The sequence below is a fragment of the Pseudoalteromonas shioyasakiensis genome (assembly GCA_013391845.1).
Lineage (GTDB): Bacteria > Pseudomonadota > Gammaproteobacteria > Enterobacterales > Alteromonadaceae > Pseudoalteromonas > Pseudoalteromonas apostichopi.
Genome location: CP058414.1, coordinates 2,641,144 through 2,666,685, shown reverse-complemented (window position 1 = coordinate 2,666,685; position 25,542 = coordinate 2,641,144). Strand labels below are relative to the sequence as shown.

At 40.2% G+C, this 25,542-nt stretch carries 22 protein-coding genes; 11 read left to right on the top strand and 11 right to left on the bottom strand.

Going from position 1 to position 25,542, the window contains the following annotated elements; genetic code table 11:
• The first annotated feature begins 60 nt into the window (after positions 1–60).
• Positions 61–1,656: a hypothetical protein gene (locus HYD28_12160; protein ID QLE09649.1), complete on the top strand. Its 1,596-nt coding sequence runs from the start codon at positions 61–63 to the stop codon at positions 1,654–1,656.
• 415 nt (positions 1,657–2,071) lie between these two features.
• A complete protein-coding gene (locus HYD28_12155; protein ID QLE09648.1) occupies positions 2,072–3,670 on the top strand; it encodes a hypothetical protein in 1,599 nt (532 codons plus the stop codon).
• Between the two features lie 74 nt (positions 3,671–3,744).
• Here HYD28_12155 and HYD28_12150 read toward each other — a convergent pair whose 3' ends face one another.
• The 4 genes from HYD28_12150 to nadK all read right to left on the bottom strand — a co-directional run bounded on the left by HYD28_12150 (position 3,745) and on the right by nadK (position 7,459).
• Positions 3,745–4,143 carry a hypothetical protein gene (locus HYD28_12150; GenBank protein ID QLE09647.1) on the bottom strand — a complete coding sequence of 133 codons (399 nt, stop codon included), beginning with the start codon at positions 4,141–4,143 and terminating at the stop codon, positions 3,745–3,747.
• Positions 4,144–4,174: 31 nt separating this feature from the next.
• Positions 4,175–5,848: a DNA repair protein RecN gene (gene recN / locus HYD28_12145; protein QLE09646.1), complete on the bottom strand. Its 1,674-nt coding sequence runs from the start codon at positions 5,846–5,848 to the stop codon at positions 4,175–4,177.
• Between the two features lie 68 nt (positions 5,849–5,916).
• A complete protein-coding gene (locus tag HYD28_12140; GenBank protein ID QLE09645.1) occupies positions 5,917–6,480 on the bottom strand; it encodes a hypothetical protein in 564 nt (187 codons plus the stop codon).
• Between the two features lie 94 nt (positions 6,481–6,574).
• Positions 6,575–7,459, bottom strand: a complete 885-nt coding sequence (nadK, locus tag HYD28_12135; GenBank protein QLE09644.1) for an NAD(+) kinase — start codon at positions 7,457–7,459, stop codon at positions 6,575–6,577.
• A gap of 120 nt (positions 7,460–7,579) precedes the next feature.
• On the opposite strand from nadK, the gene HYD28_12130 reads away from it, so the two are divergent.
• Entirely contained in the window at positions 7,580–8,524 is a 945-nt protein-coding gene (locus HYD28_12130) for an HrcA family transcriptional regulator (protein QLE09643.1), read from the top strand.
• Between the two features lie 58 nt (positions 8,525–8,582).
• Positions 8,583–9,191 carry a nucleotide exchange factor GrpE gene (gene grpE, locus HYD28_12125; GenBank protein QLE09642.1) on the top strand — a complete coding sequence of 203 codons (609 nt, stop codon included), beginning with the start codon at positions 8,583–8,585 and terminating at the stop codon, positions 9,189–9,191.
• Positions 9,192–9,294: 103 nt separating this feature from the next.
• Here the strand turns inward: grpE and HYD28_12120 are convergent, their stop codons facing one another.
• Positions 9,295–10,485, bottom strand: coding sequence for a Bcr/CflA family efflux MFS transporter (locus HYD28_12120; GenBank protein QLE09641.1), 1,191 nt, complete (start codon positions 10,483–10,485; stop codon positions 9,295–9,297).
• A gap of 192 nt (positions 10,486–10,677) precedes the next feature.
• On the opposite strand from HYD28_12120, the gene HYD28_12115 reads away from it, so the two are divergent.
• Entirely contained in the window at positions 10,678–11,475 is a 798-nt protein-coding gene (locus HYD28_12115) for a M48 family metallopeptidase (protein ID QLE09640.1), read from the top strand.
• Positions 11,476–11,550: 75 nt separating this feature from the next.
• Here the strand turns inward: HYD28_12115 and HYD28_12110 are convergent, their stop codons facing one another.
• Together HYD28_12110 and HYD28_12105 are read right to left on the bottom strand one after the other, a co-directional pair.
• Positions 11,551–12,333: a nucleoside-binding protein gene (locus HYD28_12110; protein ID QLE09639.1), complete on the bottom strand. Its 783-nt coding sequence runs from the start codon at positions 12,331–12,333 to the stop codon at positions 11,551–11,553.
• 91 nt (positions 12,334–12,424) lie between these two features.
• Entirely contained in the window at positions 12,425–13,738 is a 1,314-nt protein-coding gene (locus HYD28_12105) for a Na+/H+ antiporter NhaC family protein (protein ID QLE10552.1), read from the bottom strand.
• Positions 13,739–14,032: 294 nt separating this feature from the next.
• Here HYD28_12105 and dapB point away from each other — a divergent pair, with 294 nt between their 5' ends.
• The 5 genes from dapB to HYD28_12080 all read left to right on the top strand — a co-directional run bounded on the left by dapB (position 14,033) and on the right by HYD28_12080 (position 21,100).
• Positions 14,033–14,830, top strand: a complete 798-nt coding sequence (dapB, locus tag HYD28_12100) for a 4-hydroxy-tetrahydrodipicolinate reductase (GenBank protein ID QLE09638.1) — start codon at positions 14,033–14,035, stop codon at positions 14,828–14,830.
• 207 nt (positions 14,831–15,037) lie between these two features.
• Positions 15,038–16,174 carry a glutamine-hydrolyzing carbamoyl-phosphate synthase small subunit gene (gene carA / locus HYD28_12095; protein QLE09637.1) on the top strand — a complete coding sequence of 379 codons (1,137 nt, stop codon included), beginning with the start codon at positions 15,038–15,040 and terminating at the stop codon, positions 16,172–16,174.
• A 16-nt stretch (positions 16,175–16,190) separates the two neighbouring features.
• Positions 16,191–19,409, top strand: a complete 3,219-nt coding sequence (carB, locus tag HYD28_12090) for a carbamoyl-phosphate synthase large subunit (protein QLE09636.1) — start codon at positions 16,191–16,193, stop codon at positions 19,407–19,409.
• A 51-nt stretch (positions 19,410–19,460) separates the two neighbouring features.
• Positions 19,461–19,937, top strand: a complete 477-nt coding sequence (gene greA / locus HYD28_12085) for a transcription elongation factor GreA (GenBank protein ID QLE09635.1) — start codon at positions 19,461–19,463, stop codon at positions 19,935–19,937.
• A gap of 119 nt (positions 19,938–20,056) precedes the next feature.
• Positions 20,057–21,100 carry an LD-carboxypeptidase gene (locus tag HYD28_12080; GenBank protein ID QLE09634.1) on the top strand — a complete coding sequence of 348 codons (1,044 nt, stop codon included), beginning with the start codon at positions 20,057–20,059 and terminating at the stop codon, positions 21,098–21,100.
• A gap of 36 nt (positions 21,101–21,136) precedes the next feature.
• On the opposite strand, the gene HYD28_12075 is transcribed toward HYD28_12080, so the two are convergent.
• Positions 21,137–21,793 carry a nitroreductase family protein gene (locus HYD28_12075; protein QLE09633.1) on the bottom strand — a complete coding sequence of 219 codons (657 nt, stop codon included), beginning with the start codon at positions 21,791–21,793 and terminating at the stop codon, positions 21,137–21,139.
• Between the two features lie 102 nt (positions 21,794–21,895).
• On the opposite strand from HYD28_12075, the gene HYD28_12070 reads away from it, so the two are divergent.
• Positions 21,896–22,834, top strand: a complete 939-nt coding sequence (locus HYD28_12070) for a LysR family transcriptional regulator (protein ID QLE09632.1) — start codon at positions 21,896–21,898, stop codon at positions 22,832–22,834.
• Positions 22,835–22,864: 30 nt separating this feature from the next.
• Here the strand turns inward: HYD28_12070 and HYD28_12065 are convergent, their stop codons facing one another.
• The 3 genes from HYD28_12065 to HYD28_12055 form a co-directional block, all read right to left on the bottom strand.
• Positions 22,865–24,307, bottom strand: a complete 1,443-nt coding sequence (locus tag HYD28_12065) for a serine hydrolase (GenBank protein ID QLE09631.1) — start codon at positions 24,305–24,307, stop codon at positions 22,865–22,867.
• Positions 24,308–24,329: 22 nt separating this feature from the next.
• Positions 24,330–24,605 carry a hypothetical protein gene (locus HYD28_12060; protein QLE09630.1) on the bottom strand — a complete coding sequence of 92 codons (276 nt, stop codon included), beginning with the start codon at positions 24,603–24,605 and terminating at the stop codon, positions 24,330–24,332.
• 70 nt (positions 24,606–24,675) lie between these two features.
• Positions 24,676–25,539: a hypothetical protein gene (locus HYD28_12055; protein ID QLE09629.1), complete on the bottom strand. Its 864-nt coding sequence runs from the start codon at positions 25,537–25,539 to the stop codon at positions 24,676–24,678.
• Positions 25,540–25,542: the final 3 nt, after the last annotated feature.

The window sequence follows — 25,542 nt, the reverse complement described above, 5'->3', positions numbered from 1 at the left end:
TAATTTATTTGCTATTTCTGTTAATGATAAAGTTTTAGTTAATTCTTCAGGTGAAATACAATGAAAAAATCTATCCTGTCAATATTGATGGTATGCGGAGCCGTGGCTGCAGATGCTTCGGCAAATAGCTGCACAGGCGAGCTGTATGGTATTAACTCTGGTCGAGGCCATTTAGGTTTCGTTTTTTCTATTGATGAACATACGCAAAGTGCAGCGATTCATTCAAAAGCTGCTTTCTCGTCAGCAGCTATAGCATTTGATAGTACAAGAAACCGACTTTATTACGTTTCAGCTCCACGACCGCTTTCGTATAAGCTTGATGTAAGTGAATTTAATTTAGCAAGTCATGAACTAGCTGACCTGCCAATTAAAAGTGAAAAGTATAAGTATACTCGTCTCGCTTACGTTGATATGGATACAAATGAGCACACAGTGTTTAGTCGCTCTAATTCGATGACTCGATTAGCTTATGATCCAAATCGTGATGTTATCTACGGCTCTAAAGGCAGTAAGTTTTATATTATTTCCCCAGATTCTGGTGAAACTCAGTTTGTAGGTAATATGACTGGCTATGGGAATAGTTCAGATATTCTTCGTGGTGATATGATTGTTAAAAACGGAGAAGTTTATTTAGTTTCTGCAACAAGCATTTTCTCTTTGAACCTTTCTACACTTGAGTTAACGAAAAAATCTGAACATGGCTTAACGACAGTGACCGGTGCTGCGCTTGATCAAAATGGTGAGCTGGTTATTGCTCGAGAAGTTATTAACGATCAAGGTAATTACAATATAACTAAGCTGTATAAAGCATCAATTGAAACGGGTAAAACATGTGCAATGGGTACGTATCCTATGCGTATTAATGATTTAGCTTTAAACACACTTAAACCAGTTGCTTGTTATACCAAACCAACCTGTAGTACCGGTGCAGAGTCAGTTGTTATCACGAGTATTGATAAGCAACGAAAAGCGACTTGGCAAAATTACACATTGAATGCTTATTTATTTGATAAACCTGTCGCAAAACTTAAGAGTGCAGCAAATTTTGGTGAAGGTGGAATTGTAAATAAAACACTTACAATTAATCATGACTTTGCCGCTGCAAACTCCATTACAGAAGCTGCAATCGATTCTTATGGCACAGATATCTTTTTTGTGGGGAGTTTTCATGATACAGATTTCACAGATGCTGAAGTTTCAGAGCTTTACAATTGGTCAAAGAAACCAGGTAACGTAACTATTATTGCAGCTGACTCTGACTTGCCGAATGAAAAAGTGTATGCAAAGTGGGGCTATACTGTCACGCGTGATGGTTATGTCGACGGCCCAAATACGCAAAACCCTGATGGTGTGGGTACTCATGCTCAGCAGGCTATTTTTGCTGGCCCATTTGGTGGTGTAACGAGTTTTTATCAAGCGGGTGGTGCGAAAGGCTATTTCTCTGAAATGCCAGCAGGTACTCAAGTATTAGCAGTTAATCAAGATGGTCTGCCTACAATTGTTATGGACCCAGAAACTGGCGATATTCTATTATCTGATAATGGTATTGTTAACACTCAAGATAAAGTTGAGAACTACACTCCAGGTACAGGTGTAACTAGCATGGCCGAACGGCTATTCTTAAACTTAATTAACTATGCAAGTGATATAGATTAATTATCCTTATTTAAACTATCGTGAAGTCATTTACTTCACGATGGTAATTTATATAAATCGTCTCCCATCATAAATTCATTCTAATAAATGATAGTAGTGTTTAGTTTTCTTTTTAATCTGATTTAAATTTAAATTTAAATTGGTGTGCGCTTATTTTTATGATTTATTTACAGCGCAGCCTTGGTTTTAAAGTCTTGCTTTAGAATGGTTCTTTTTTGTTACTTTATTTTTGTTTTATCATTTTTAATTATTGATTATTATGGATTGTTGTTAAAATCAAAATTTTCCTATTGTTTTGTTGTGATTTAAAAGTAAGTATTTACCTTGTGCTATATATATAAATTAATATTTGCTAACTTTTTATTTTTAATTGTTAGTAAATAAGTTTGATTTTATCTTTTTAGGTGAATATAAAATGAAAATCTCTATGTTATCGATAATGACACTTTGCACTGCACTTTCGTCGGGTGCCTATGCAAATACGTGTACCGGTGAGCTATATGGAATTAATTCTGGGCGAGGTGACTTAGGGATTGTCTTTTCCTTGAATGAACAAGATCAAAGTGCTGCGATTCATTCGAAAGCTAAGTTTTCCTCAGCAGCTATGGCGTTTGATAGTACTCGTAACCGTTTATATTATGTATCTGCCCCTAGACCACTAACATATCAGCTAGATCCTGGCTCTTTAAATTTGACCGATGAAGAACTAAAAGGCTTACCGATTAAAGGTAATAAATTTAAATATACCAAACTTGCATATGTGGATATGGCAACTGGTGAGCACGTAGAAGTTGGTCGTAGCAGCCCAATGACAAGACTTGCTTATGATCCTGAGCGAGATGTTATGTATGGCTCAAAGGGTAGCAAGTTTTACATTATCTACCCTGATTCAGGAGAGACTCAGTACGTAGGTGAAATGACGGGTTATGGTAGCAGCTCTGATATCCTTCGGGGCGACATAGTTATAAAAGATTCAAAGATTTATTTGATCTCTTCTAAAAGTATCTTCTCACTTGATTTATCAACATTACAATTAACTCGAATATCAAATCATGGGTTAGTAACTGTAACAGGCGCTGCGGTAGATCAAAACGGTGAATTATTGATTTCTCGTGAAGTAATTAATGATCAAGGACACTTCAATCTTACCAAACTTTATAAGGCATCTATCGAAACTGGTAATACTTGTGAAGTAGGTTCATTCCCAGTGCGTGTCAATGATTTAGCTATGGATACGATAAAACCAGTTGCTTGCTATAATAAAAAGTATACATGTAGCACTGAGCCAGAATCGATAGTCATCACTAGCATTGACCAAAACAGACAAGCCACTTGGCAAGGGTATACGCTTAACGGCTTGCTAATGCTTTGGGCCCTAGAAAAGTTAACTAGTACAGACAATTTCGGTGAAAATGGTGTTGTTCGTAAACCTCTATCAATAAATCATGATTTTGCAGCGGCAAATTCAATTACAGAGGAAGCATTAAATAATTACAACACCGATATCTTTTTTATTGGTAGTTTCAGGTTAAGTAATTTTACAGATGCAGAGCTCGATGAAGCCTATAATTGGTCATTAAAGAAAGGTAATGTTGCTATTATTGCTGGTGATGCTGATTACCCAGAGGAAAAAATATACACAAGATGGGGTTATAAAGTAACAGCAGAAGGTTACATTGATGGACCAAGTATGCCTAATCCAGCAGGAGAGAATACCAAAGCACAGCAAAGAATGTTCGCAGGACCATTTGGAGAGGTAATTGAGTTTTATCAATCAGGTACAGCAAGAGGTTATTTTTCAGAGATGCCTGCGGGGGCCCAAGTCTTAGCTGTAAACCAACAAGGCTTGCCAACTATCGTAAAAGACCCTGCTACAGGCGATATTATCTTGGCTGATAGTGGAATGCTAACAATTCAATATAAATTAGAAAATATTACACAAGGCCCAAAAGTGACAAGTATGGCGGATCGTCTATTAATGAACTTGTTTAACTATGCCAGTGAGATAGATTAATTATTGCCAAGTTATGTAAAAATCGCGAAGTGTTAAAAGCTTCGCGATTTTTTATAAAACTAACGTTGATTCTATTACCAGCAGCCTGTAAGGGTATTTTTTACTTTATTAGAATGCTGTCTAAGAAATAAATAATTAATACCAACAAGTAATGTATGACTGATTGCTAAAAAAATTAACCATGACGATAAGCCTTGTGTTAACTGAGTAACTGTTACCATGCTAAGTAGCATTAAAATCAAAGATGAATTTAACACGGCTTGTAGCAACTGTTTAAAACGCAAATGTTTCCAGCGACTCCAAACAACCAACAAAAAAGCGGTTGTAGGGAGTGCAACTAATATACATTCAAATAAAATAATGAATAATTGCGTACTTTGATAAGCTGAATTTGTAGTAGCACCCTGAGTATGGCTTGAACTTAGCGTAATCAAGCCAAGTATCACAACAGTAAATATATTTTTAATATTCATTTATAAACTCTAAACAGACTTAACTACCAATTTATGCATGTGCGCTAATAAGCTCTTTGGCATTAGCTCTTGCCATTTTACTAATGTTATCGCCTGCGAGTAGTCGTGCAATTTCATCAATACGACCATCTTTTGAAAGTTTATTCATTTGCGTAAAGGTTTCGCCATTTGCAATTTCTTTTGCTACAAAAAATTGTTGATGCCCAGAGCTAGCAACTTGCGGAAGGTGAGTCACACAAATAACTTGAGTTGATTTACCTAGTTGGCGTAAAAGCTTGCCGACAGCAGAGGCGGTTGGGCCTGAAATCCCCACATCTACTTCATCGAAAATCAGTGTAGGCGTAGTAACACGTTGAGCAATAATAACCTGAATAGCTAAACTAATACGTGATAACTCACCCCCAGAGGCTACCTTAGAGAGGGCTTGCATTGGTTGACCTGGGTTCGTCGACACCAAAAACGAAACCGTATCAAAGCCCATTGCACTTGGTGCTTTATCGGTAGTTTGTTGAATATCAATCGCAAATTTGCCGTTTTCCATAGATAAATTCGCCATGCTATCGCTGATTAGCTGATTAAGTGTCTCAGCGTAACTATGACGGCTTTCACTCAATAGTTGAGCTGCTTGTTTGTATTGCTTAAGGGCAGAACTAATTTCGCTTTCAAGAGCAACAAGGCGGTCACTGTTATAGCTGATTGATGCTAACTCTTCTGCAATCGACTGATGAAATTTAACAAGCTCTTCAGGTTTTATGTGATGTTTACGGGCAAGGTCCATAGCACCTGCTAAGCGGGTTTCTACTTCATCTAAACGGGCAGGATCTAAGTCAGTAACATCAACATAGCTGCGAATTTCACGACTTGCTTCTTCAACTTGCACTGCAGCTTCACTTAGTAGTGATGCAATACTTGATAAGCTTTCATCGTAGTTCGCAAGCTCAGCAAATTGCTGTGCGCTGTGTTGCAATAACGAACAAGCACTTTGTTCATCACTTTCGTATAAGTGTTGTAGCTCACGTTGGCATGACTCTAAGATGGTTTGACTATGGCTTAACTTGTGATGCTCAGCTTCAATCTCTTCAAACTCGCCAGGTTGCAGGGCAAATTCATCTAGCTCAGCTACTTGATATTCAAGTAATTGCTTTTGAGCGGCTTGTTGCTGTTGTTGTTGCTCAAGCTGGTTAAACTCTTTGAGTAATGCTTGGTAGGCTTTATAGCGTTCTTTAACATCAGCTAATAATTGATTGTGGCCAGCATAGGCATCAAGCAGATGTAATTGATGTTCAGCTTTTAATAAATGCTGATGGGCATGTTGTCCGTGAATAGAAATTAAATACTGACCTAACTCTTTTAACTGTGCAGCTGTAACTGAGCTGCCATTAATATAGCTCTTGCTGCGGCCATTTTTGCAAATAACACGGCGTAGTAAACATTCGCCTTCACTGTTTGAAAGTAAATGTTGCTCTAAAAAGTGTTGGGCAAGAGGGAGTTGGCTAATATCAAATTGTGCACAAATTTCTGCACGATCAGTACCAGGGCGAACAGCACCAGCATCAGCGCGTTCGCCTAAACATAAAGAGAGGGCATCAATTGCAATTGATTTCCCCGCACCTGTTTCACCTGTAATGGCTGTCATACCATTGTGCCACTCAGTACTTAAATTACTTACAATGGCAAAGTTTTTAATTTCTAACCCGATTAACATACTGTTTATCCATCCAGCTAATTAACTGTTAATTTATACAGTGTTTTCGGGTTTTGCAAATTAAATTTTTAAGCTTTGCTTAATTCTGACAGTTGATTTTGTGCTGTGGAATCATCTGGCGCTTGTGTGCTCTGGGCTGGCAGCTGATCGTCTTGTAAATCTACTGGAGGCTGATATTTAATTACTTCAATCAGTGATGGTAGGGCTTCTTGGTAAAACGATTTGTTATATTCAATGCCATTGTAAGGTAATTCAGCCATAAAATATTGTAGTCTGTCTGCAAGCTGATCAATCTGCTCAGGGCTTTGTGCTTTGCTGGCTTCCATAATGATAGTGTTGAGCAGTAAATCGCTAATGTACTCAAGGTAGGTCAGGTTTTCTTCATTATGAGCTTGAACAACAAAATAATTGCTGGTGATCATACTTAAGCGTTGAATATTCTTCGGACGAATTATCTTACTTTCGCTAAAATCAATTAATTTATCCTTAAAATCATTGTTGATTTTTTTTACTCGCTGATTAAAGTGTTTTTTTTCTGCTTCAATAGCTTTACGACGGTTGCTCTCAACCATCCAGTAGCAACCTAGTAAGGTGATCAGTAATAATAGAGCAAGAAAAACGATATAGCTCATTTTGCCTTATAATCCTTAAAAAAATACAGCATTAAGTTTGATTATTTTGCGCTAATCACTGCGCCTTGGCAATCATTTAAGATAAAAAAGCCGCTTAAAATAAGCGGCTTCCCCAGTTTAACTTTTTTCTCAGTACGTTGTAGTAAGAGTACTCTTTTGGATGTATTAAACGCAGTCTTTTATCTGCTTTTTTTATCACCACTTCATCACCAGGTAACACAGCTAAGACTACATGACTGTCGCAGCTGACTTGTAAGCTATCGGTATTTTCAAGACTAAGTTTTAAGCGCACTTCATTATCCGCATCAACCACAAGGGGACGGCTTGATAGAGTGTGCGGGAACATCGGAACGAGTGAAATTGCGTTCAGCTCTGGAGTTAAAATAGGACCGCCACCAGAAAGTGAATAAGCTGTTGAACCCGTTGGCGTTGATACAATTAATCCATCAGAGCGCTGTGAGAACACAAAATCGTTGTTTATAAAGGCCTCAAACTCAATCATATGAGCGACTTTATCGGCGTGTAATACAGCTTCATTAACCGCCAAATTCGCACTTTTTAGTTCAGCATGACGATATACTTCAACTTCAAGCAAAAAGCGCTTTTCTTCGAGGAATTGGCCACTTAGCACTTGTTCAAGGCTGGCTTCGAAACCTTCAGGGTTTAAATCGGTTAAAAAGCCTAAATTGCCACGGTTTACACCTATTACGGCTACATCAAAACGTGCTAAAACTCTTGCTGCACCAAGCATATTGCCATCGCCGCCCACTACTATGGCTAAGTCTGCACGTTCACCTAAATCTACCAATTTAACTAGGTTTTCAGCAGGTACGTCTTCAAGCTGGCGGCCAGTGCGTTGTTCTACTAGTACTTCAAATCCTAACGCACGCAAGAATGTGTGCAAGCGACCAAGTGTGGCAGCCGCGGCACTGTGATTAGGTTTGCCAATTAGACCTATGGTTTTAAACGGTGAATCCATGTTATTTGCACTTAAACTTTCATATCGCTAGATTACATTAAAAATTAATGCTTTGAAAATAACTTGAAATAAACTTGATGCGCCCAAATATCCACTGGCAAGAAGCTAAATGAATAAATTATGAAATTAAATCCGCGTGACCAACAAATTTTTTCAGCTGTAATGAGCCTTTACTGTAATGGAGAAGGTCAGCCTGTTGCCTCAACTCGTATTGCCAAACAAAAAGGTATGGCAGTATGTTCAGCAACAGTGCGTAATGCAATGGCACGGCTTGAAAAAGTGGGCTTATTATATTCGCCCCATACTTCAGCAGGCCGTGTGCCTACCAATGCTGGGTTTGATTATTGGCTCACAGAGTTTTTTGCTCTGCCTGAAATCGCAACATATTGGCAGCCTGAACAAGCACAATTAGTTGAGCTTGCCCATGGTTTAAGTCAACGCTATAAAGTGTGTTGCTGTGTGGGATTACCTCAAGTCAGCTCACAGCTGGTTTTCCGAGTAGAGGTGCTAGATTTTGATGGTAGTAATTGGCTTATTTTATTAATCGATAGAGCAGGGCAGAGCCATAATATTTGTATTACCAAACCTGAAGACTCATCTGATGCCGTTCGCTATCAGTTTGCCACTTGGCTCAATACTGTATTTAGCCAGCAAACCTTAATGGAAGGTTTATATCGTATGCAGGCAATGGCAGGCACTGCACCACATAATTGCCATGACTCACTGACACAATGGACTCGGCAATTAAGTCAAAAGCTTGGTTCAGACAATAGCATTGTAGTGGGTGAAAACTACCTTTACCGCCAAGTTGATTGCCAGACCAGTTTAAATATAGGTGTATCATTTTTAAATTTTGTTGAAGATAAACTCGCATTTAAAAATGGTTTATCGGTTTTAAATACAGAACAATTACCATTTACGGATTGTAATGAGCTGATGGTGATCAGCGTTCCATATTTTAATAACCATGAATACCAGAGTCGATTTTGTGTAATTTGTCCAAAATCAGCGCAAATAGAAGCAATCATCCAAGAATTTAAGTTAATCGGCTCATCAGCCTCTTGAATCTTTTAATTCAATCCCCATAATTACCGCAGTTGTAAAGAATTGGAGCATGTAAGCTATGTCTGAGCAGACAAAATCACCAGAGCAAGAAGTTGAACTAAACGAAGAATTTGAGCAAATGCAAGCTGAAGTAGAAGCTGCAGAAAAAGCAGCTGAGCAAGTTGATGGCGAAGAAATGAGCCCTGAAGCTGAAATTGCATTACTACACAGCGAACTAGAGGCAGCTAAACAAACGATTAACGACCAAAAAGACAGTGTTGTTCGTGCTGCAGCAGATGTTGAGAACATGCGTCGTCGTGCCGCTCAAGATGTAGAAAAAGCGCATAAGTTTGCACTTGAAAAGTTTGCTAACGAATTACTACCAGTTATCGATAACCTAGAGCGTGCTATTGAGTTTTCTGATAAAGAAAATGAGCAGCTTAAGCCTGTCCTTGAAGGTATTGAGATGACAGTTAAAAGCTTTAATGATGCAGTATCAAAATTCGGTGTTGAAATTGTTAACCCTCAAGGTGAGCAATTTAATCCTGAATTCCATCAAGCAATGTCAATTCAGCCAAGCAATGATGTAGCACCCAATACTGTTCTTGCAGTAATGCAGAAAGGTTATACATTAAATGGCCGTTTATTACGTCCAGCAATGGTTATGGTATCGAAAGAAGCTGAATAAGCTTTAAAGAGATATAAAAAAATGCCTGTTAATTACAGGCATTTTTTTTGATAGCAATCGTGTTAAGTTACCGACCATTTAGCTCGCTAGGATGGTTAAATATTTAAGTCGATTGGTATCGTTTTCGATGCCAAAGCTGCACTAGTAAGATAAGTATCAGTGCGCTGAACATCATCGCAGAAAATGGAATGGCACTTTGAGGGTGAACAAAGGCAAGGATAGGGCCAACTAAAGCGCCACTGCCGAATCTTAATGTACCAATAACGGCTGTTGCAGTACCTGACTTTTCCTCAAACTGCATTAGTATCAATGAGTCTGCATTACTCGCTACAATACCTAGGCTCATCATCAGTGGTGCGATGCTTGCAACGATAAAATACAATGATAAATGCATCACACTGAATAACAGTAATGCCCCACCAGAAACGAAGCCAATGGCAAGGCCAATAAATAAAAGCTTACGAGAACCCAAGCGCGGCACTAAACGTGTATTCATAAAGTTACCGAACATTAAAGCCAACACGTTAAAGGCGAATAACACCCCGAACAATTGCTCATCTACTTTAAAAAAATCGAGATATACATAAGGTACCGATGTTAAAAAGCAAAAGAATGCAAATGAGGCAAACATTGAGCTGGCAATATCGGCAAGGGCGCTACGACGGGAAAATACCGTTTTATAACTATTAAAGAACAGTGCCAAGCCACGTTGCTGACTCTTAAAGATTGGAATATCGATTAAATGAATTTGCACTAAAGCTAAAATTGCAAAGCTATAGACAGCTAAGGTAATAAAAATGACCTGCCAGGTTGAAATACCCATGATCAATGAGCCAAGAGTAGGAGCAATGAGCGGGGCAACCATCATGATCATTGATACGTAAGACATACCCTTGGCGGTGTTTTCTCGATAAATGTGGCGAATAATACCCGGCACAACGACCGTTGCAGCGGCGCCAGTGAATGCTTGTACCGCCCTGAGAGATAAAAATAATTCGATATTAGAACAAAACGCCAGTGCTAATGAGCTTATACCAAATAGTGCTAAGCCAACCTTAGCGAGTAATCGCCTGCCAAGTTCATCGGCTATCGGGCCAAAAAAAAGCATACCAAGGGCATAACCCGCTAAATAAATACTGAGTGATATTTGCACATTTGGCATGGTTGTTTGTAGGTCGTTAGCAATTACCAACATTGCCGGTAAATATAAATCAATTGCCAAAGGCGTAATCGCGACAATACTTGCCAGTAAAGGCAATAAAATGCGTTTATTTAAAGTCTCAGGGGAAGGCATTGTTTACTCATTCATCAAACATTAGGTCACTATTGTAGCAGTGTGAATCACTGTGGTGAACTTAGTTTGCCTGCTAAGTAAAAGAATTAACTAAATAATAACAACTGAGTGGGTGATTGTTCATTTTCATATAAAATTAAGCAATGCTTTGCTATATTGATCAAAATTACACTAAGTATTTGAAGGACTAGTATGAAAAAGTTAATCATGGCAGTGTTAGCCACCGCTGTTTTAGCTGGCTGTAAAACCTCTCCAACAGGGCGCACGCAAATCGCGCTATATTCAGACCAACAGATGAGTCAAATGGGTCAAGCAAGTTTTGCTGAAATGAAAAAAACGCAACCTGTTAATACTGATCCAAGTGTCAATGCTTATGTGAAGTGTATTGCTGATGATGTTATTGCAGTTTTACCTAACGAGTATGCAAAGCAGTCTTGGGAAGTCGTTGTGTTTGAAGAAAATTCAGCGAATGCATTTGCATTACCTGGTGGTTATATTGGCGTTCATACAGGTTTATTAAAAGTTGCTGTAAACCAAGACCAACTTGCAACAGTACTAGGTCACGAAGTAGCACACGTTATTGCTGAGCACTCTAATGAACGTGTATCACAAAATGCACTGTTACAAACAGGCCTGCAAGTTGGTGGTGCAGCACTTGATATGGGTAATGTGCAATATCGAGGCGAAATTATGCAAGCTTTGGGGTTAGGTGCCCAATTTGGTGTAGTGCTGCCGTTTAGCCGCTCACATGAATCAGAAGCAGATATTGTCGGCCTAGATTTAATGGCAAAAGCAGGGTTTAACCCAGAGCAATCAGTATCGCTTTGGCAAAATATGAGTGCAGCAGGCAGTAGCGGCACCCCAGAGTTTATGTCGACTCACCCAGCACCGGGTAACCGAATTAAAGAGCTACAAAAGCATATGTCGGATGCATTAAAAGCCCAAAAAGCTGCTAAAGCAAAAGGCAAAAACCCACAGTGTAAACTGTAATAAAAATTATCTAGGAATTAAAAAAGCCTGTAGTCTAGCTGACTACAGGCTTTAATTTTTTCAGCTTTCAGCTTATTAGAACGTCCACTCAACGTGAAGTTGTGGTACTGATTCAGTTGTGTCTGTACCTAGTTTGTTGTGCCAGTATTGCCACTCAAGGCCTAGCAGTAGCGTATTTTCTTTCATGCTCATTGCGTGACCTAAATCCCACGTGATGATTGGCTGCGCTAAAATCCACGCTTTAACATCTTCGCCAAATTCGTTTTCACGCTCAGCAATGTATTCTACATGGCCCGTTACGTTGAACTTTTGTGAGCCGATAGTGAATGGGTAGCCCCATGCAACATCAATCATCCAGCTATTTGTTTCAGTGGGGGCACCACCGCGTGCTACGCCTTCACTGTCATCGATATAAGCGGTAAATAAAGTAGATAAAAAGCTAAAGCCAGGTGCCTGCCAGCTAAGTTTTACACCTGGTAAATACTTAAGAACTTTAGAATCGCCTGCAGCATTAAAACCTGCAGTTAAACCTACATCAGCAATTGCGCCGTATGAGAAGTCACTGTCAGAGATTTTTGATAAGCTGAATGTTGAGTACCACTCGCCGTAAAAGTCTTTATCTTGATAGCCATCCTGACGGTCGTCATTGCTGTAATCAATAAAAAAGAAGTTATCGCCATAGTCGTAACCAGAAGCGTGTTGCAATGAAACAACCGTGGTATTTGACTTAGTTAATGAAAACGGATTTTTGTGTTCACCGTTATTAACGTGTAATTGCGTAGAGCTCCAATTAGCGGCATAGCCTGAAGTACTTACTGCACATAGCGCAGCAACAGAAAGGATCTTTTTCAAGTTCATATCTCAATATTGATGGTGTAAAGGGGATACAAAGGGAGGATTATAGCAGATACGCCCTAAATTGGGCGTATCTTGGCAAAAATTATTTAACTTAAGCTTTATTCCGACGTAAGCAAATTACAGCCACAGCTGTAAAGGCAAGAATAAAGCAATAGTAAGATGAAGTAGACACCTGCCAAGGGCTAATTTTGAAAGTCGCACCGAGAAGTAACGCTTGTGCGCCATAAGGTAGTGAGCCTTGTGTTACACAAGCAAAAATATCAAGTAAGCTTGCTGAACGCTTACCAGTAATTTCGCCATCATCCGCTAATTTTTTAGCAATTGGGCCAGCAACAATGATTGATACCGTATTATTAGCAATACATAAGTTACTGGTCATCACCAGTGCCGCAATACCTAATTGATCCGCGACCTTACGGTGCCATTTTGCAATGATTTTCGTAATTGCTTGAATTTTGTTAGCAATATAATCAAGTCCACCATTAATACGGATAAACTCTGAAAGGCCACCAATAAACATCGATAGCAAGAAAATTTCCTGCATATCAGTAAAACCTTTATAGACATCCTTAACAAAACTGGCACCTTCATAGCTGCCAGTAAAGCCCATTAGTGCAGCGAAGATAATACCGCTAAACAGCACCACAAAGACGTTAAAGCCCATTACTGCGAGTACTAAGATAAAGGCATAAGGTAACACTAATAAAATATCGAAATCTTGTGTTTCTACAGCTTCAGCTGCAGGCGTTAAGAAGAATAACAAACCGATAGTTAATGCTGCAGCGGGTAAGGCAATTTTTAAGTTCTCACGGAATTTATCTTTCATTTCACAGCCTTGCGTACGGGTTGCAGCAATAGTTGTGTCAGAAATGATTGATAAGTTATCACCAAACATTGCACCCGATACAATCGTGCCTGCCATCAATGATGGATCAATGCCTGTTTTTTGGGCGACTGCATAAGCAATCGGGCCAATAGCACCGATAGTCCCCATTGAAGTACCCATTGCAGTCGACACAACCGCAGCGATTAAAAATAATCCAGGTAGTAATAAAGCTGGCGGAATGAGTGATAAACCCGCATTAACAACGGCATCGACACCACCCGTTGCACCTGCAACGGCAGAAAACGCACCGGCAAGCAGATAAATCAAACACATAGTGATGATGTTGCTATGGCCCGCACCTTTAATAAAGGTTTCAACACTGTGGTTGATGGTATTTCTATTTAAGATAAAAGCCAGCATGATGGCAGGTAAAATTGCCACAGGGGCAGGCAATTGATAGAAGGCGTAATCGACACCTTGAGACTGTAAGTATAAGCCAGCGCCTAAAAATAAGCCGACAAACACCAAAAGCGGCAGCAAAGAAAGTTTTGCTTTTGTTTTATTAAATGATGGCTGCATCATATTCCTCGTTAGATAACCAATAACACAGCCAAATACTTCTTTTAGCTGTATTTAGTTGCCTGCATTCTCAAAAGACAATGCTGTTGCAACAGCGCCCGCAAGCCAAAGACCAAATCGGCGCAAAGGAAGAAGTTTAAATGTATAGATGGCTAAATGCAAAGACTATCTGTTATTATTGTTGTTCTATTAATAAATCTAAAATTAGCTCTGTATTTTTTATAAGCTAACCTGACTATTACATGAGTTTTCGATAAAATCCAGCCAGCTTAGAAGAATAGATAAGGTAACTATATGAACCGCATAGGTGTATTTGGCGCAAACGGCCGCATGGGACTTGCACTTTTAGAAGCAGTCTCAAAAAAAAATGACGCAAAATTAACGGGCGCGTACGTGCGTGATAACTCGCCACTTTTAGATATAGCGGTTAATCAATTAAACAGTGCTGCATCAGCGGATGTATCATTTAGTAAAGAAACAGAAGTAAAAGATGCTGATGTATTGATTGATTTCACCTTACCGGCAGGAATGCGCAACCACTTGCAAACAGCGGTCGAAAAAAATATCGCAATGGTAATTGGTACCACGGGCCTCAACCAAGATGATATTGATGCCCTCAATGAAGCAGCGAAACACATTCCGATTGTTTTTGCTCGCAACTATAGCGTAGGTGTGAATTTACTGCTTAACTTAGTGCAGACTGCGGCTGTGAAGTTTGGTGATGACATGGACATTGAAATATTTGAAGCCCATCATCGTCATAAAATTGATGCGCCATCAGGGACTGCATTGGCAATTGGTGAAGCTATTGCCGAGGCAAAAGGCTGGCAGCATGATGAAGTCGCGCGTTTTGATAGAAGCAATGACGAACACGCAAAATCGCAAAATGAAATCGGTTATTCGGTCATGAGAGGCGGAGATATAGTAGGTGAACACACCGCATATTTCGCAACTTCTGGCGAAAGGCTAGAATTAACTCATAAAGCAAGTTCAAGAATGACCTTCGCGTTAGGTGCTGTAAGAGCTGCGGGCTGGTTGAAAAACAAACCAGCTGGACTTTATGACATGCAAGATGTGCTTGACTTGAAGTAGTTTAGTTTCTTTTTTGGCAGTTTCAGTGAATTTTTAGTTAATAACGCTTATTTTTACTATTTTATTAATTAAGATTAGATCTGAAAGCTAATTTACTGTAGAATAGTGCCAATTTGCCAAAAATTCATAAATGCGTGTTTCCAATCGCTTTAAACGGGCAGTAGAGCAAATGACTTTACTCCCGTTTTTTACTGTTAGGAGGTTAACTTGACTAAATCCGCTCTGTTAGTCCTAGAAGACGGCACAGTGTTTCGCGGTACTGCAATCGGCGCTGACGGCATGTCAGTCGGTGAAGTAGTATTCAATACGTCTATGACTGGTTATCAAGAAATTTTGACTGACCCTTCATACGCGGAACAAATCGTAACTTTGACGTACCCACATATCGGTAATACGGGTACTAACAGCGAAGACGAAGAAGCGGGTCAAATCTGGGCTAAAGGCCTAGTGATCCGTGATTTGCCACTGCTAGCAAGTAATTTCCGTAACGAGCAATCGTTAAGTGATTACTTAAAAGAACGCAATATCTTAGGTATTGCAGACATCGACACTCGTAAATTAACACGTATCTTACGTGATAAAGGCGCTCAAAATGGTTGTATCATTGCAGGCGACGAGTTAGATGAGAATAAAGCGCTTGAAGCTGCGCAAGCCTTCCCAGGCTTAAAAGGCATGGATTTAGCAAAAGTTGTCTCAACCAAGGAAAATTTTGAGTGGCGCGAATCAAGCTGGACTTTAGGTTCAGGCTTTAAAACGCTAGAAGCAGCAGACGAGAAGTTCCACGTTGTTGCTTATGACTTCGGTGTTAAACGTAATATCTTACGTATGTTAGTTGACCGCGGTTGTAAATTAACTGTCGTTCCTGCACAAACATCTGCAGAAGATGTACTGGCATTAAACCCAGACGGTATCTTCTTATCAAATGGCCCTGGTGATCCAGAGCCGTGTACTTACGCGATTGAAGCCATTAAAACTTTCCTAGAAACAGACACGCCAATTTTTGGTATCTGTTTAGGTCACCAATTACTTGCACTTGCTTCAGGTGCACAAACGGTGAAAATGAAGTTTGGTCACCACGGTGGTAACCACCCAGTTAAAGACCTTGACCGCAATGTTGTAATGATCACAGCGCAAAACCACGGTTTCGCAGCTGACGAAGCAACATTACCAGCGAATTTACGTGCAACTCACGTTTCATTATTCGATGGCACACTACAAGGTATTCACCGCACAGATAAGCCTGCATTTAGCTTCCAAGGTCACCCAGAAGCAAGCCCAGGTCCACATGATGCGGCGCCATTATTTGACCACTTCATCGACTTGATGCAAGCACGTTCTAACTAATTTAACCGGAGTAACAATGCCAAAACGTACCGACATAAAAAGCATTCTTATCTTAGGCGCAGGCCCGATCGTAATCGGTCAAGCTTGTGAATTTGACTACTCTGGTGCACAAGCGTGTAAAGCACTACGAGAAGAAGGCTTTCGAGTAATTCTTGTAAACTCGAACCCTGCAACTATCATGACTGACCCTGAAATGGCGGATGCGACGTACATCGAACCAATTCACTGGGAAGTGGTAGAGAAAATCATTGAAAAAGAAAAGCCAGATGCAGTACTACCTACTATGGGTGGTCAAACAGCATTAAACTGTGCGCTTGACTTAGATAAGCACGGCGTACTGGCAAAACACGGTGTTGAGCTAATCGGTGCAACTGCTGATGCAATCGATAAAGCTGAAAACCGTGAGCGTTTTGACGTAGCAATGAAGAACATTGGCCTTGAGTGTCCGCGTGCAGAAATCGCTCACTCAATGGAAGAAGCACACGATGTTCTTAGTCGCATCGGTTTCCCATGTATCATTCGTCCATCATTCACTATGGGTGGTACTGGTGGTGGTGTTGCATACAACCAAGAAGAATTTGATGAAATTTGTGAGCGTGGTTTAGATTTATCACCAACAAATGAACTTTTAATCGATGAATCATTAATCGGTTGGAAAGAGTACGAAATGGAAGTTGTTCGTGACAAAAACGACAACTGTATCATCGTATGTTCTATCGAAAACTTTGACCCTATGGGTGTTCACACTGGTGACTCAATCACGGTTGCTCCAGCGCAAACACTGACTGATAAAGAATACCAAATCATGCGTAATGCATCGATGGCGGTACTTCGTGAAATCGGTGTTGAAACAGGTGGTTCAAACGTACAGTTTGGTGTGAATCCAGTTGATGGCCGTATGGTTATCATCGAGATGAATCCACGTGTATCGCGTTCGTCTGCACTAGCATCAAAAGCAACAGGTTTCCCAATTGCGAAAATCGCAGCGAAACTAGCTGTTGGTTACACGCTTGATGAGCTACAAAATGACATCACTGGCGGTAAAACACCAGCGTCTTTCGAGCCGTCGATCGACTACGTTGTTACTAAGATCCCACGTTTTAACTTCGAAAAATTCGCAGGTTCAAACGACCGTTTAACAACACAGATGAAATCTGTGGGTGAAGTTATGGCGATTGGTCGTAATCAACAAGAGTCACTGCATAAAGCATTACGTGGCCTAGAAGTAGGCGCAACAGGCTTCAACCCAGTTGTAGCCCTGGATGATCCGAAAGCGAAAGAAAAAATCATCCGTGAATTACGCGAGCCAGGTGCTGAGCGTATTTGGTACGTAGCAGATGCAATGCGTCACGGTATGAGCGTTGAAGAAGTTTTCGAACTAACTAAGATTGACCCTTGGTACCTAGTGCAAATCGAAGACATCTTAAAAGACGAAGCAACAATCAGCGAAGTAGGTATGGCTGGTTTAAATGCTGAGTTCTTACGTAAGCTTAAGCGTAAAGGCTTTGCTGATGCGCGTATCGCTGAAATTGCAGGTGTTTCTGAAGCAGAAATTCGCAAGAAGCGTCACCAGTTAGATATCGTGCCTGTATACAAGCGCGTTGATACCTGTGCTGCAGAGTTCAGCTCTGACACAGCTTATATGTACTCATCTTATGATGAAGAGTGTGAAGCGAATCCATCTGACAAAGATAAAATCATGGTAATCGGTGGTGGCCCTAACCGTATCGGTCAAGGTATCGAATTCGATTACTGTTGTGTTCACGCTGCATTAGCTTTACGTGAAGATGGTTACGAAACAATTATGGTTAACTGTAACCCTGAAACTGTTTCAACTGACTACGATACATCTGATCGTCTATTCTTCGAGCCAATCACGCTAGAAGATGTATTAGAAATCGTACGTGTTGAAAAGCCAAAAGGTGTTATCGTTCAGTACGGTGGTCAAACTCCACTGAAACTTGCTCGTGAACTTGAAGCGAATGGTGTGCCAGTAATTGGTACTTCACCAGATGCAATCGACCGTGCAGAAGACCGTGAGCGTTTCCAACAGCTTGTTGAGCGTCTAAACCTTCTTCAACCAGAGAATGCAACGGTTACTTCTTTAGAAGAAGCGATTGTTAAGTCTGCTGAAATTGGCTTCCCACTCGTAGTACGTCCTTCGTACGTACTAGGTGGTCGTGCGATGGAAGTAGTTTATGATGAAGACGATTTACGTCGTTACATGACTGAAGCGGTATCTGCATCAAATGAAGCGCCAGTACTACTTGACCATTTCTTAGATAACGCAATCGAAGTTGACGTTGACGCTATCTGTGACGGTGAGCAAGTAATCATCGGTGGTATCATGGAGCATATCGAGCAAGCAGGTGTTCACTCAGGTGACTCAGCGTGTTCATTACCAGCTCACTCATTAACAGCCGAAGTGCAAGACGTGATGCGTAAGCAAGTGACTGATATGGCTCTAGAGCTTGGCGTAGTAGGTCTAATGAATACTCAGTTTGCTGTGAAAGACGGTAAAGTTTACTTAATCGAAGTAAACCCACGTGCTGCGCGTACAGTACCGTTTGTTTCAAAAGCGACAGGTGTTGCACTTGCTAAAGTAGCGGCACGTTGTATGGCAGGTCAGTCGCTGGCAAGTCAAGGTATTACAAAAGAAGTAATCCCACCTTACTACAGCGTAAAAGAAGTGGTACTGCCATTTGCTAAGTTCCAAGGTGTTGACCCAATCCGTGGCCCTGAAATGCGCTCAACGGGTGAGGTAATGGGTGTTGGTGAAACTTTCGCCGAAGCATTCGCTAAAGCACAATTAGGTGCAAGCAACACTTTACCACGCGGTGGTCGCGCGTTACTATCGGTACGCAACAGTGACAAACCACGTATTGTTGAACTAGCTAAAACCATGACTGAACTTGGTTTCGAGCTAGATGCGACAGGTGGCACTGCAAAAGCACTTGAAGAAGCAGGCATTGCAGTTCGTCGCGTGAACAAGGTATACGAAGGTCGTCCTCATATTCTTGATAGAATTAAAAATGGTGAATACAGCTACATTGTAAACACTACTGAAGGCCGCCAAGCGATTGAAGATTCGAAGGTGTTACGTCGTGGTGCGTTACAGCATAAGACTAACTACACAACGACTCTGAACGCGGCATTTGCTAACTGTACTGCAAACCAAGCAGACGACCGTAGCAAGGTGACGTCAGTTCAGGAACTACACCAGCGAATGAACTAAGGAAATGTGCCAAGGGCGAGGCAATCGCCCTTGGGATTAAGTGAGAATAATATGCAATCAATTCCGATGACAGTTCGTGGTGCAGCATTACTGCGCGAAGAACTTAACGAATTAAAAACAGTTACCCGTCCAAAAATCGTTGCTGATATTGCTGAAGCACGTGAGCACGGTGATTTGAAAGAAAACGCTGAATACCATGCTGCTCGTGAGCAACAAGGTTTCTGCGAAGGCCGTATTCAAGAAATTGAAGCGAAGCTTTCAAATGTGCAAATCATTGATGTAACTAAAATGCCTAACACAGGTAAAGTTATTTTTGGCACAACGGTCACTATCGTTAATGTTGAAACCGATGCTGAAGTAAAATACCAAATCGTAGGCGATGACGAAGCAGATATCAAAAACAACCTGATTTCTGTTAACTCACCAATCGCGCGTGGTTTAATTGGTAAAGAGGTAGATGATGCCGTTATCATTAAAACGCCAAACGGTGAAGTAGAGTACGAAATCATTGAAGTTGAGTATATTTAGTAGCTTAACCAAGCATTGATAAAAACCGCAGTTATATACTGCGGTTTTTTTATACCTGTTTACATGCGTGGATTTATTCGGTACGTTGACTACAAGACAGTCGTAATGAAGGAGTAATAATGGCGAAAATTCAGTATCCTAAACCGCTTGTTCAAGGCGATAAAATAGCCATATGTGCTTTTTCATCAGGTGTAGATACAGCGTTTCATACGCGTTTAGACTTAGTACTTAATGGCTTAACAGCCAAAGGTTTTACTGTCATTGAGGGTGCCTGCTTGCGTCAGTCACACAATAGTGCAAAGCAACGTGCTGATGAGCTAATGGAGTATTTAACTGATGATTCAATAGCAGCCATCATGCCACCTTGGGGGGGCGATCTCACCATGGAGATTTTACCGCTTCTCGACTTTAATGCGATAAGTAAAGCAAGGCCTAAATGGTTGGTTGGCTTTTCAGATATAAGCACTTTTGCATGTGCATTAACAACTCGTTGTGGCTGGGCAACCTTGCACGCTGCGAATTTAATGCAAATTCACCCTGACGATTCAGATGTTTATTTAGCAAATATATTCAGTGCAATGTCACTTGAAGAAAAACAGCAACTGCACCAAGTCGCGTCTCCTTATTATCAGCAAAAACCAATTGATTATAAAGCCGATCCGCAAGCTCAATTTGACTATACAGCCCCGAGTCAATGGCGCTGTATTAACTATAAAGATAAACGCCAGATTGAAGTTTCAGGGCGTTTAATCGGCGGTTGCTTAGATACTCTTGGCTTGTTGCTACCCTCAAATTACTATGCATTGCATGAATTTAAAAAGCAGTATGCGCCAGAGGGCTTAATTTTATATTTAGAAAATGCAGAGCTCAGCCCGATGGCATTAGCACGTTGTTTGTTATCGTTAAAGTTGAATGATGTATTCACCGATGTAAATGCGGTGGTATTCGGCCGCAGTCCAGCAATTAATAACGACTGCTATTTTGATGAATACCAAGCAATCGAACTCGCATTTAAAGGTAATTTGTTCCCAGTTATTGTTGATGCGGACATTGGTCACGTTGCCCCTAATTTAGCATTAATAAATGGAGCAGTTGCCACAATAACTGCAGACTTATGTGAAGGTATGGCGAGTAATATCATTGTAAAGACAGACTTAAAATAACAATTATGCAGGCAAAGCCTGCATAATTTATAGGTTTTATACTACAGTAATTACCGCGTCTTTATCTAAACGAGATTTTGGTAATGTAGCATTATAATCTTGCTCTGGTTCGTGATAACCAATAGCGAGTGCCACTTCACATACATAACCATCTAACTCATCAGCAAATAGTTCACCGAGTAAGTCTTTATCGACGCCTTCCATCGGTGTTGAATCTAAACCTAAACGAGCCACAGTATGCATAGTATTACCTAATGCAATGTAGGTTTGAGATTTAGTCCAAGCAGCGTTATCGCCATGGTCATCAGTATTTAAATCAACAAATGCGAACGCACCAAACGCCTGCTCTTTGTTTTCAGCTTTTGTGCGACCATTAGCAATATCTGCATCGATGACTTTTTCATAGTCATCACGTTTATAACTTGGGTTATAAGCAAATAAAATAGTATGTGATGCAGTTTTTGCATGTACCTGATTAAACTGAAACTTATTTGCAAAACTATCGTGGAAACGTTGTTTTGCTTGCTCTGATTCGATGACTATAAACTTCCATGGTTGAGAATTAATAGACGATGGCGATAAGCGTAAAGCTTCTAAAATTACAGCTAAGTCTGCTTGGCTAATTTGCTTTGATGCGTCGTAGCGCTTACTTGTGTATCGGCGTTGTAAGTCAGAAATAATAGGGTGTGTCATGATTTGCTCCCGCATGTATAACAATTAGGTGCAGTTTACGCTTTGCATACTTTACGATAAAGCGCATAATCGAATAAACATTATCAAAAATTTTTAGTTAATATGCTGGTTGAAGATCTCAAATTAATCCTCAAGGTTGCAGAGTTTCGCAGTATTACAACCGCTGCGGCAAAATTAGACATGCGTGCTGCAACCGCTAGTGCAGCAATTAAGCGCGTTGAAGCAGCTCTTGGTACTGAATTGTTTGTTCGTACTACTCGCCATTTACGTTTATCGGCGTCAGGGGAGCGTTTTTTACCTCAGTGTCAGCAAGCGGTGCTCATGCTAGATCAAGCGACACTTGCCTTAAAAGGCGAGCATGATGAAATAGAAGGTGAACTAAGAGTTGCATTATCTTCAGATTTAGGCCGCAACATTATTATTCCTTGGTTAGATGAGTTACTTGATGAATATCCAAAGCTGAGTATGCGTCCTCATATTAGCGATAGTAATGTCGACTTTTACCGAGACTCTGTTGATTTTGCGCTCAGATATGGCTCGCCATCAGACTCAAACTTATATGGCTTTAAAATTTGTAATGTTCCTCGGTTGTTATGTGCAACCCCAGAGTACCTTGCCGAATATGGAGCGCCGACACATCCTGATGAATTAAACCAGCATCAAGGTTTATTTTATCAACTTCAAGATATCATCAACAATGTCTGGGAATTTACCGATGGAACAGAGCGTTTTAAAGTGAAAATGCAAGGCCGCCGAGCGTCTAATGATGGAGATTTAGTAAGACGTTGGTGTGTGGCTGGTAAAGGTCTAGCTGTTAAATCATGCATTGATATCAGTGATGATTTACTTAAAGGTCGGGTCGTGCCGGTTATGCAAAATTACCCTCACTTATGTGCCGAGCTTTGGTTAATCTGTCCAAGTCGACAATCTATAACACCTGCGGTTCGTTTAGTTCGTGATATATGTCGAGCAAAAACCAAGGCGATTCTCACTCAACTGATTGAAAAAGGCATTTTAGATAAGCGGGTACTCGATAACTAATTATTTTAGGTATAGAGTAACAAGGCTTATTTATTGTAATTTCTCAATTGCTTGTTTAGCGCTTTCACTGTCAGGATTCAAGTTAAGAGCATTTTTGTAACTTGCCAATGCTTTTTGTTTATCGCCGACTGCTAAATATGCTTCACCTAAACTGTCATAAGTGTTTGCTGATTCTGGATAAGATTGATTGTTGAGTTCAAATACAGTAATTGCGGCATCTAGTTCTTTCATCTGCATTAATTCATAACCCAAGTAGTTTAACGACCTTTCTCTTGGCGTATTCCCATCATTCACCATTTGCTTATAGGTTTTCTTGAGCCCTTTAATACCTTCACTTTTAAATGCTTTATAAAGCTTGCTATCTACATGTTCTGTCGCTTTTTCATAAGGTTTGTCATAGTAGATTGCCAAGAGACCGTTAGTCATGGGGGTGAGAGGTGCACCACCCGTGTTATTTAGAATGACAATAAGTAATTTGTCTTCGATAATTCTACTTATAAACGCATTGAAACCATTGATACCACCGCCATGTTGAATACGTGTTAGGGGTTTTCCGTAAATGTTTTTATCGAGCTTTGTTACTTCCCAACCAAGCGCATAATTTCTTTGCCCAGAAACTTGATACATCTGCTTTTTATATGCGTCGTTTAATAACTTATCTGAGTAAAGGGCTTGATCCCATTTTAGTAAATCCCGCGCTGTTGAATACATTGACCCAGCTGCATACGGGATAGACATATCTAAATAATCGGTGTTGCTATAACCAGCTAGCCCGTTGTCGTATCCAGAGGCGCGAAATTTAATGATTTTATTGTGGGAATCATAGCCTGTATCCTTCATTTTAAGTGGGTCTAAAATATTCTGCTGTAATACCTCTTTATATTTTTGGCCAGTTACCTTTTCAATTACCGCACCCAAAATAAAATAGCCAGAATTGCTATAACGAAATTCAGTGCCAGGTTCGAACACTAGATCATCACTACATAGCAAGCGAATAAATTCATCAACACTGTAGGGGTTTCGGCTGTACTCATCACGAAACGATTTTGCTTGGGTATAATTACCAAGACCAGAGGTATGATTAAGTATTTGGCGAAGTGTAATTTTATTGGCAATATCTTGTCTGTATTCAGGAAGGTATGTTGCAAGATGATCATCGAGTTTAAGCTTATTATTTTGTGCCAATTGCAGGATTAACATGGCGGTAAACTGTTTTGTTATAGAGCCAATTCTAAACTTACTTTTATCACTATGCTTTATATCCCACTCAAAGTTGGCATAGCCAAAGCTTTTTTCAAACAGTACTTTTCCATCCTTTGCAACTAATACATTGCCGTTAAACTGCTTGTATTCATGAAAGCCTTGAATAAAGTCGGCCATCTCTGTTTGCATATTTTGGCTATGGGCAAGGCTTGAAATTGCGAGTAAATAAAAAACTACAAGCAATCTTAATTTCTTAAAGTGTATGTTCATTGCTATCCTTGTTATTTGTTGGTTACATTAATCTATGTAAAACCTCATTGCGCATGGCTTGATTGATAAGGCTTACCATTTTTGTGTGGTCTAAATCACTGTAATGCACAACAGAGACACTCTCATTTTGAAGTGCTTGCCAATAATCAGTGGGGCTTATTAGATCACCGTTACTGACATAGAGAGTTGTACTAACTGGTGGTTGTCTGTCATTGAGTAGGGCGATTAAATCAAGTTGTGTTTCATCAATACCACTGTTTTGAATTACATTTTTTTGCTGCGATTTTCCCTTGTACACAATAACTTAGCAATCAAGCAAAAATAATGCAATCGGATGATCTTTAAACAAGGATTATATGAAGGTTGTATTACCACCTCGCGGTAAATCCTCGGTTATCTATATGTACAAAACCACCGTGATGGGAGGCGGGTCTATAGCGCCCTATACCACCATTATAACGGCTTTGTTTTTGAAATTTTTCGAACACTTTATAAAGTACATCTACATCAGCAACTGTCAGTTTGCCGTCGCCATTTAAATCGTCCATTCGGCCATCACTATCTTCGTCTATGTATAAATCGAAAGCATCGCCATATTGGTGTCGACTATATTTGCCATTACCAATTGAGCGATTGTAGTGGGGTGTTCTATAGCCGCTGATAAAGGCAAACTTGCTGACTTTAATCCCTTCACTTTGTACAAACTTGAGTAGTTCTTCGAGCATCATCAAGCCACCGTTGTTGACATAAAGATATTTAGGAAAGCCACTCACTTGCTTACAAATTATATTTTTAACTTGCACATGAGGAGTCAGCTGGCGTGATAAGTCTTTCTCAAAAATTTCTATAAACCCGTTAGGTGCACTGTATTGTGTGTAGCCTTTATAGGGCGTAGGGTAGAGGCCTATTTGGTAATTATTTAACTGTTTATTGTTTGCATTGAATGGTTTTTTAACAATCACAAGTAGGTGTTTACTGGTTTCATCGTTACTCAATACTAGGTTATAAAACCCTGCATTTTCTGGGGCGTAAATTGCAATGCTATTTGGCCCTAATCGCTCAGTCTCAACGTCTGATACTGCAGTTGGAGCAAAATCAGCCGTGTTATCAAGTGTTAGAACCTGTTTTGCATCAAGAACAATGCTGTGCAGCGAGTCGCTTAATTCAATGGCAGCAACAGAGCATGTAGTTAACGCGAAGAACACACTTAAAATAATACGGCTGAAATACATAGT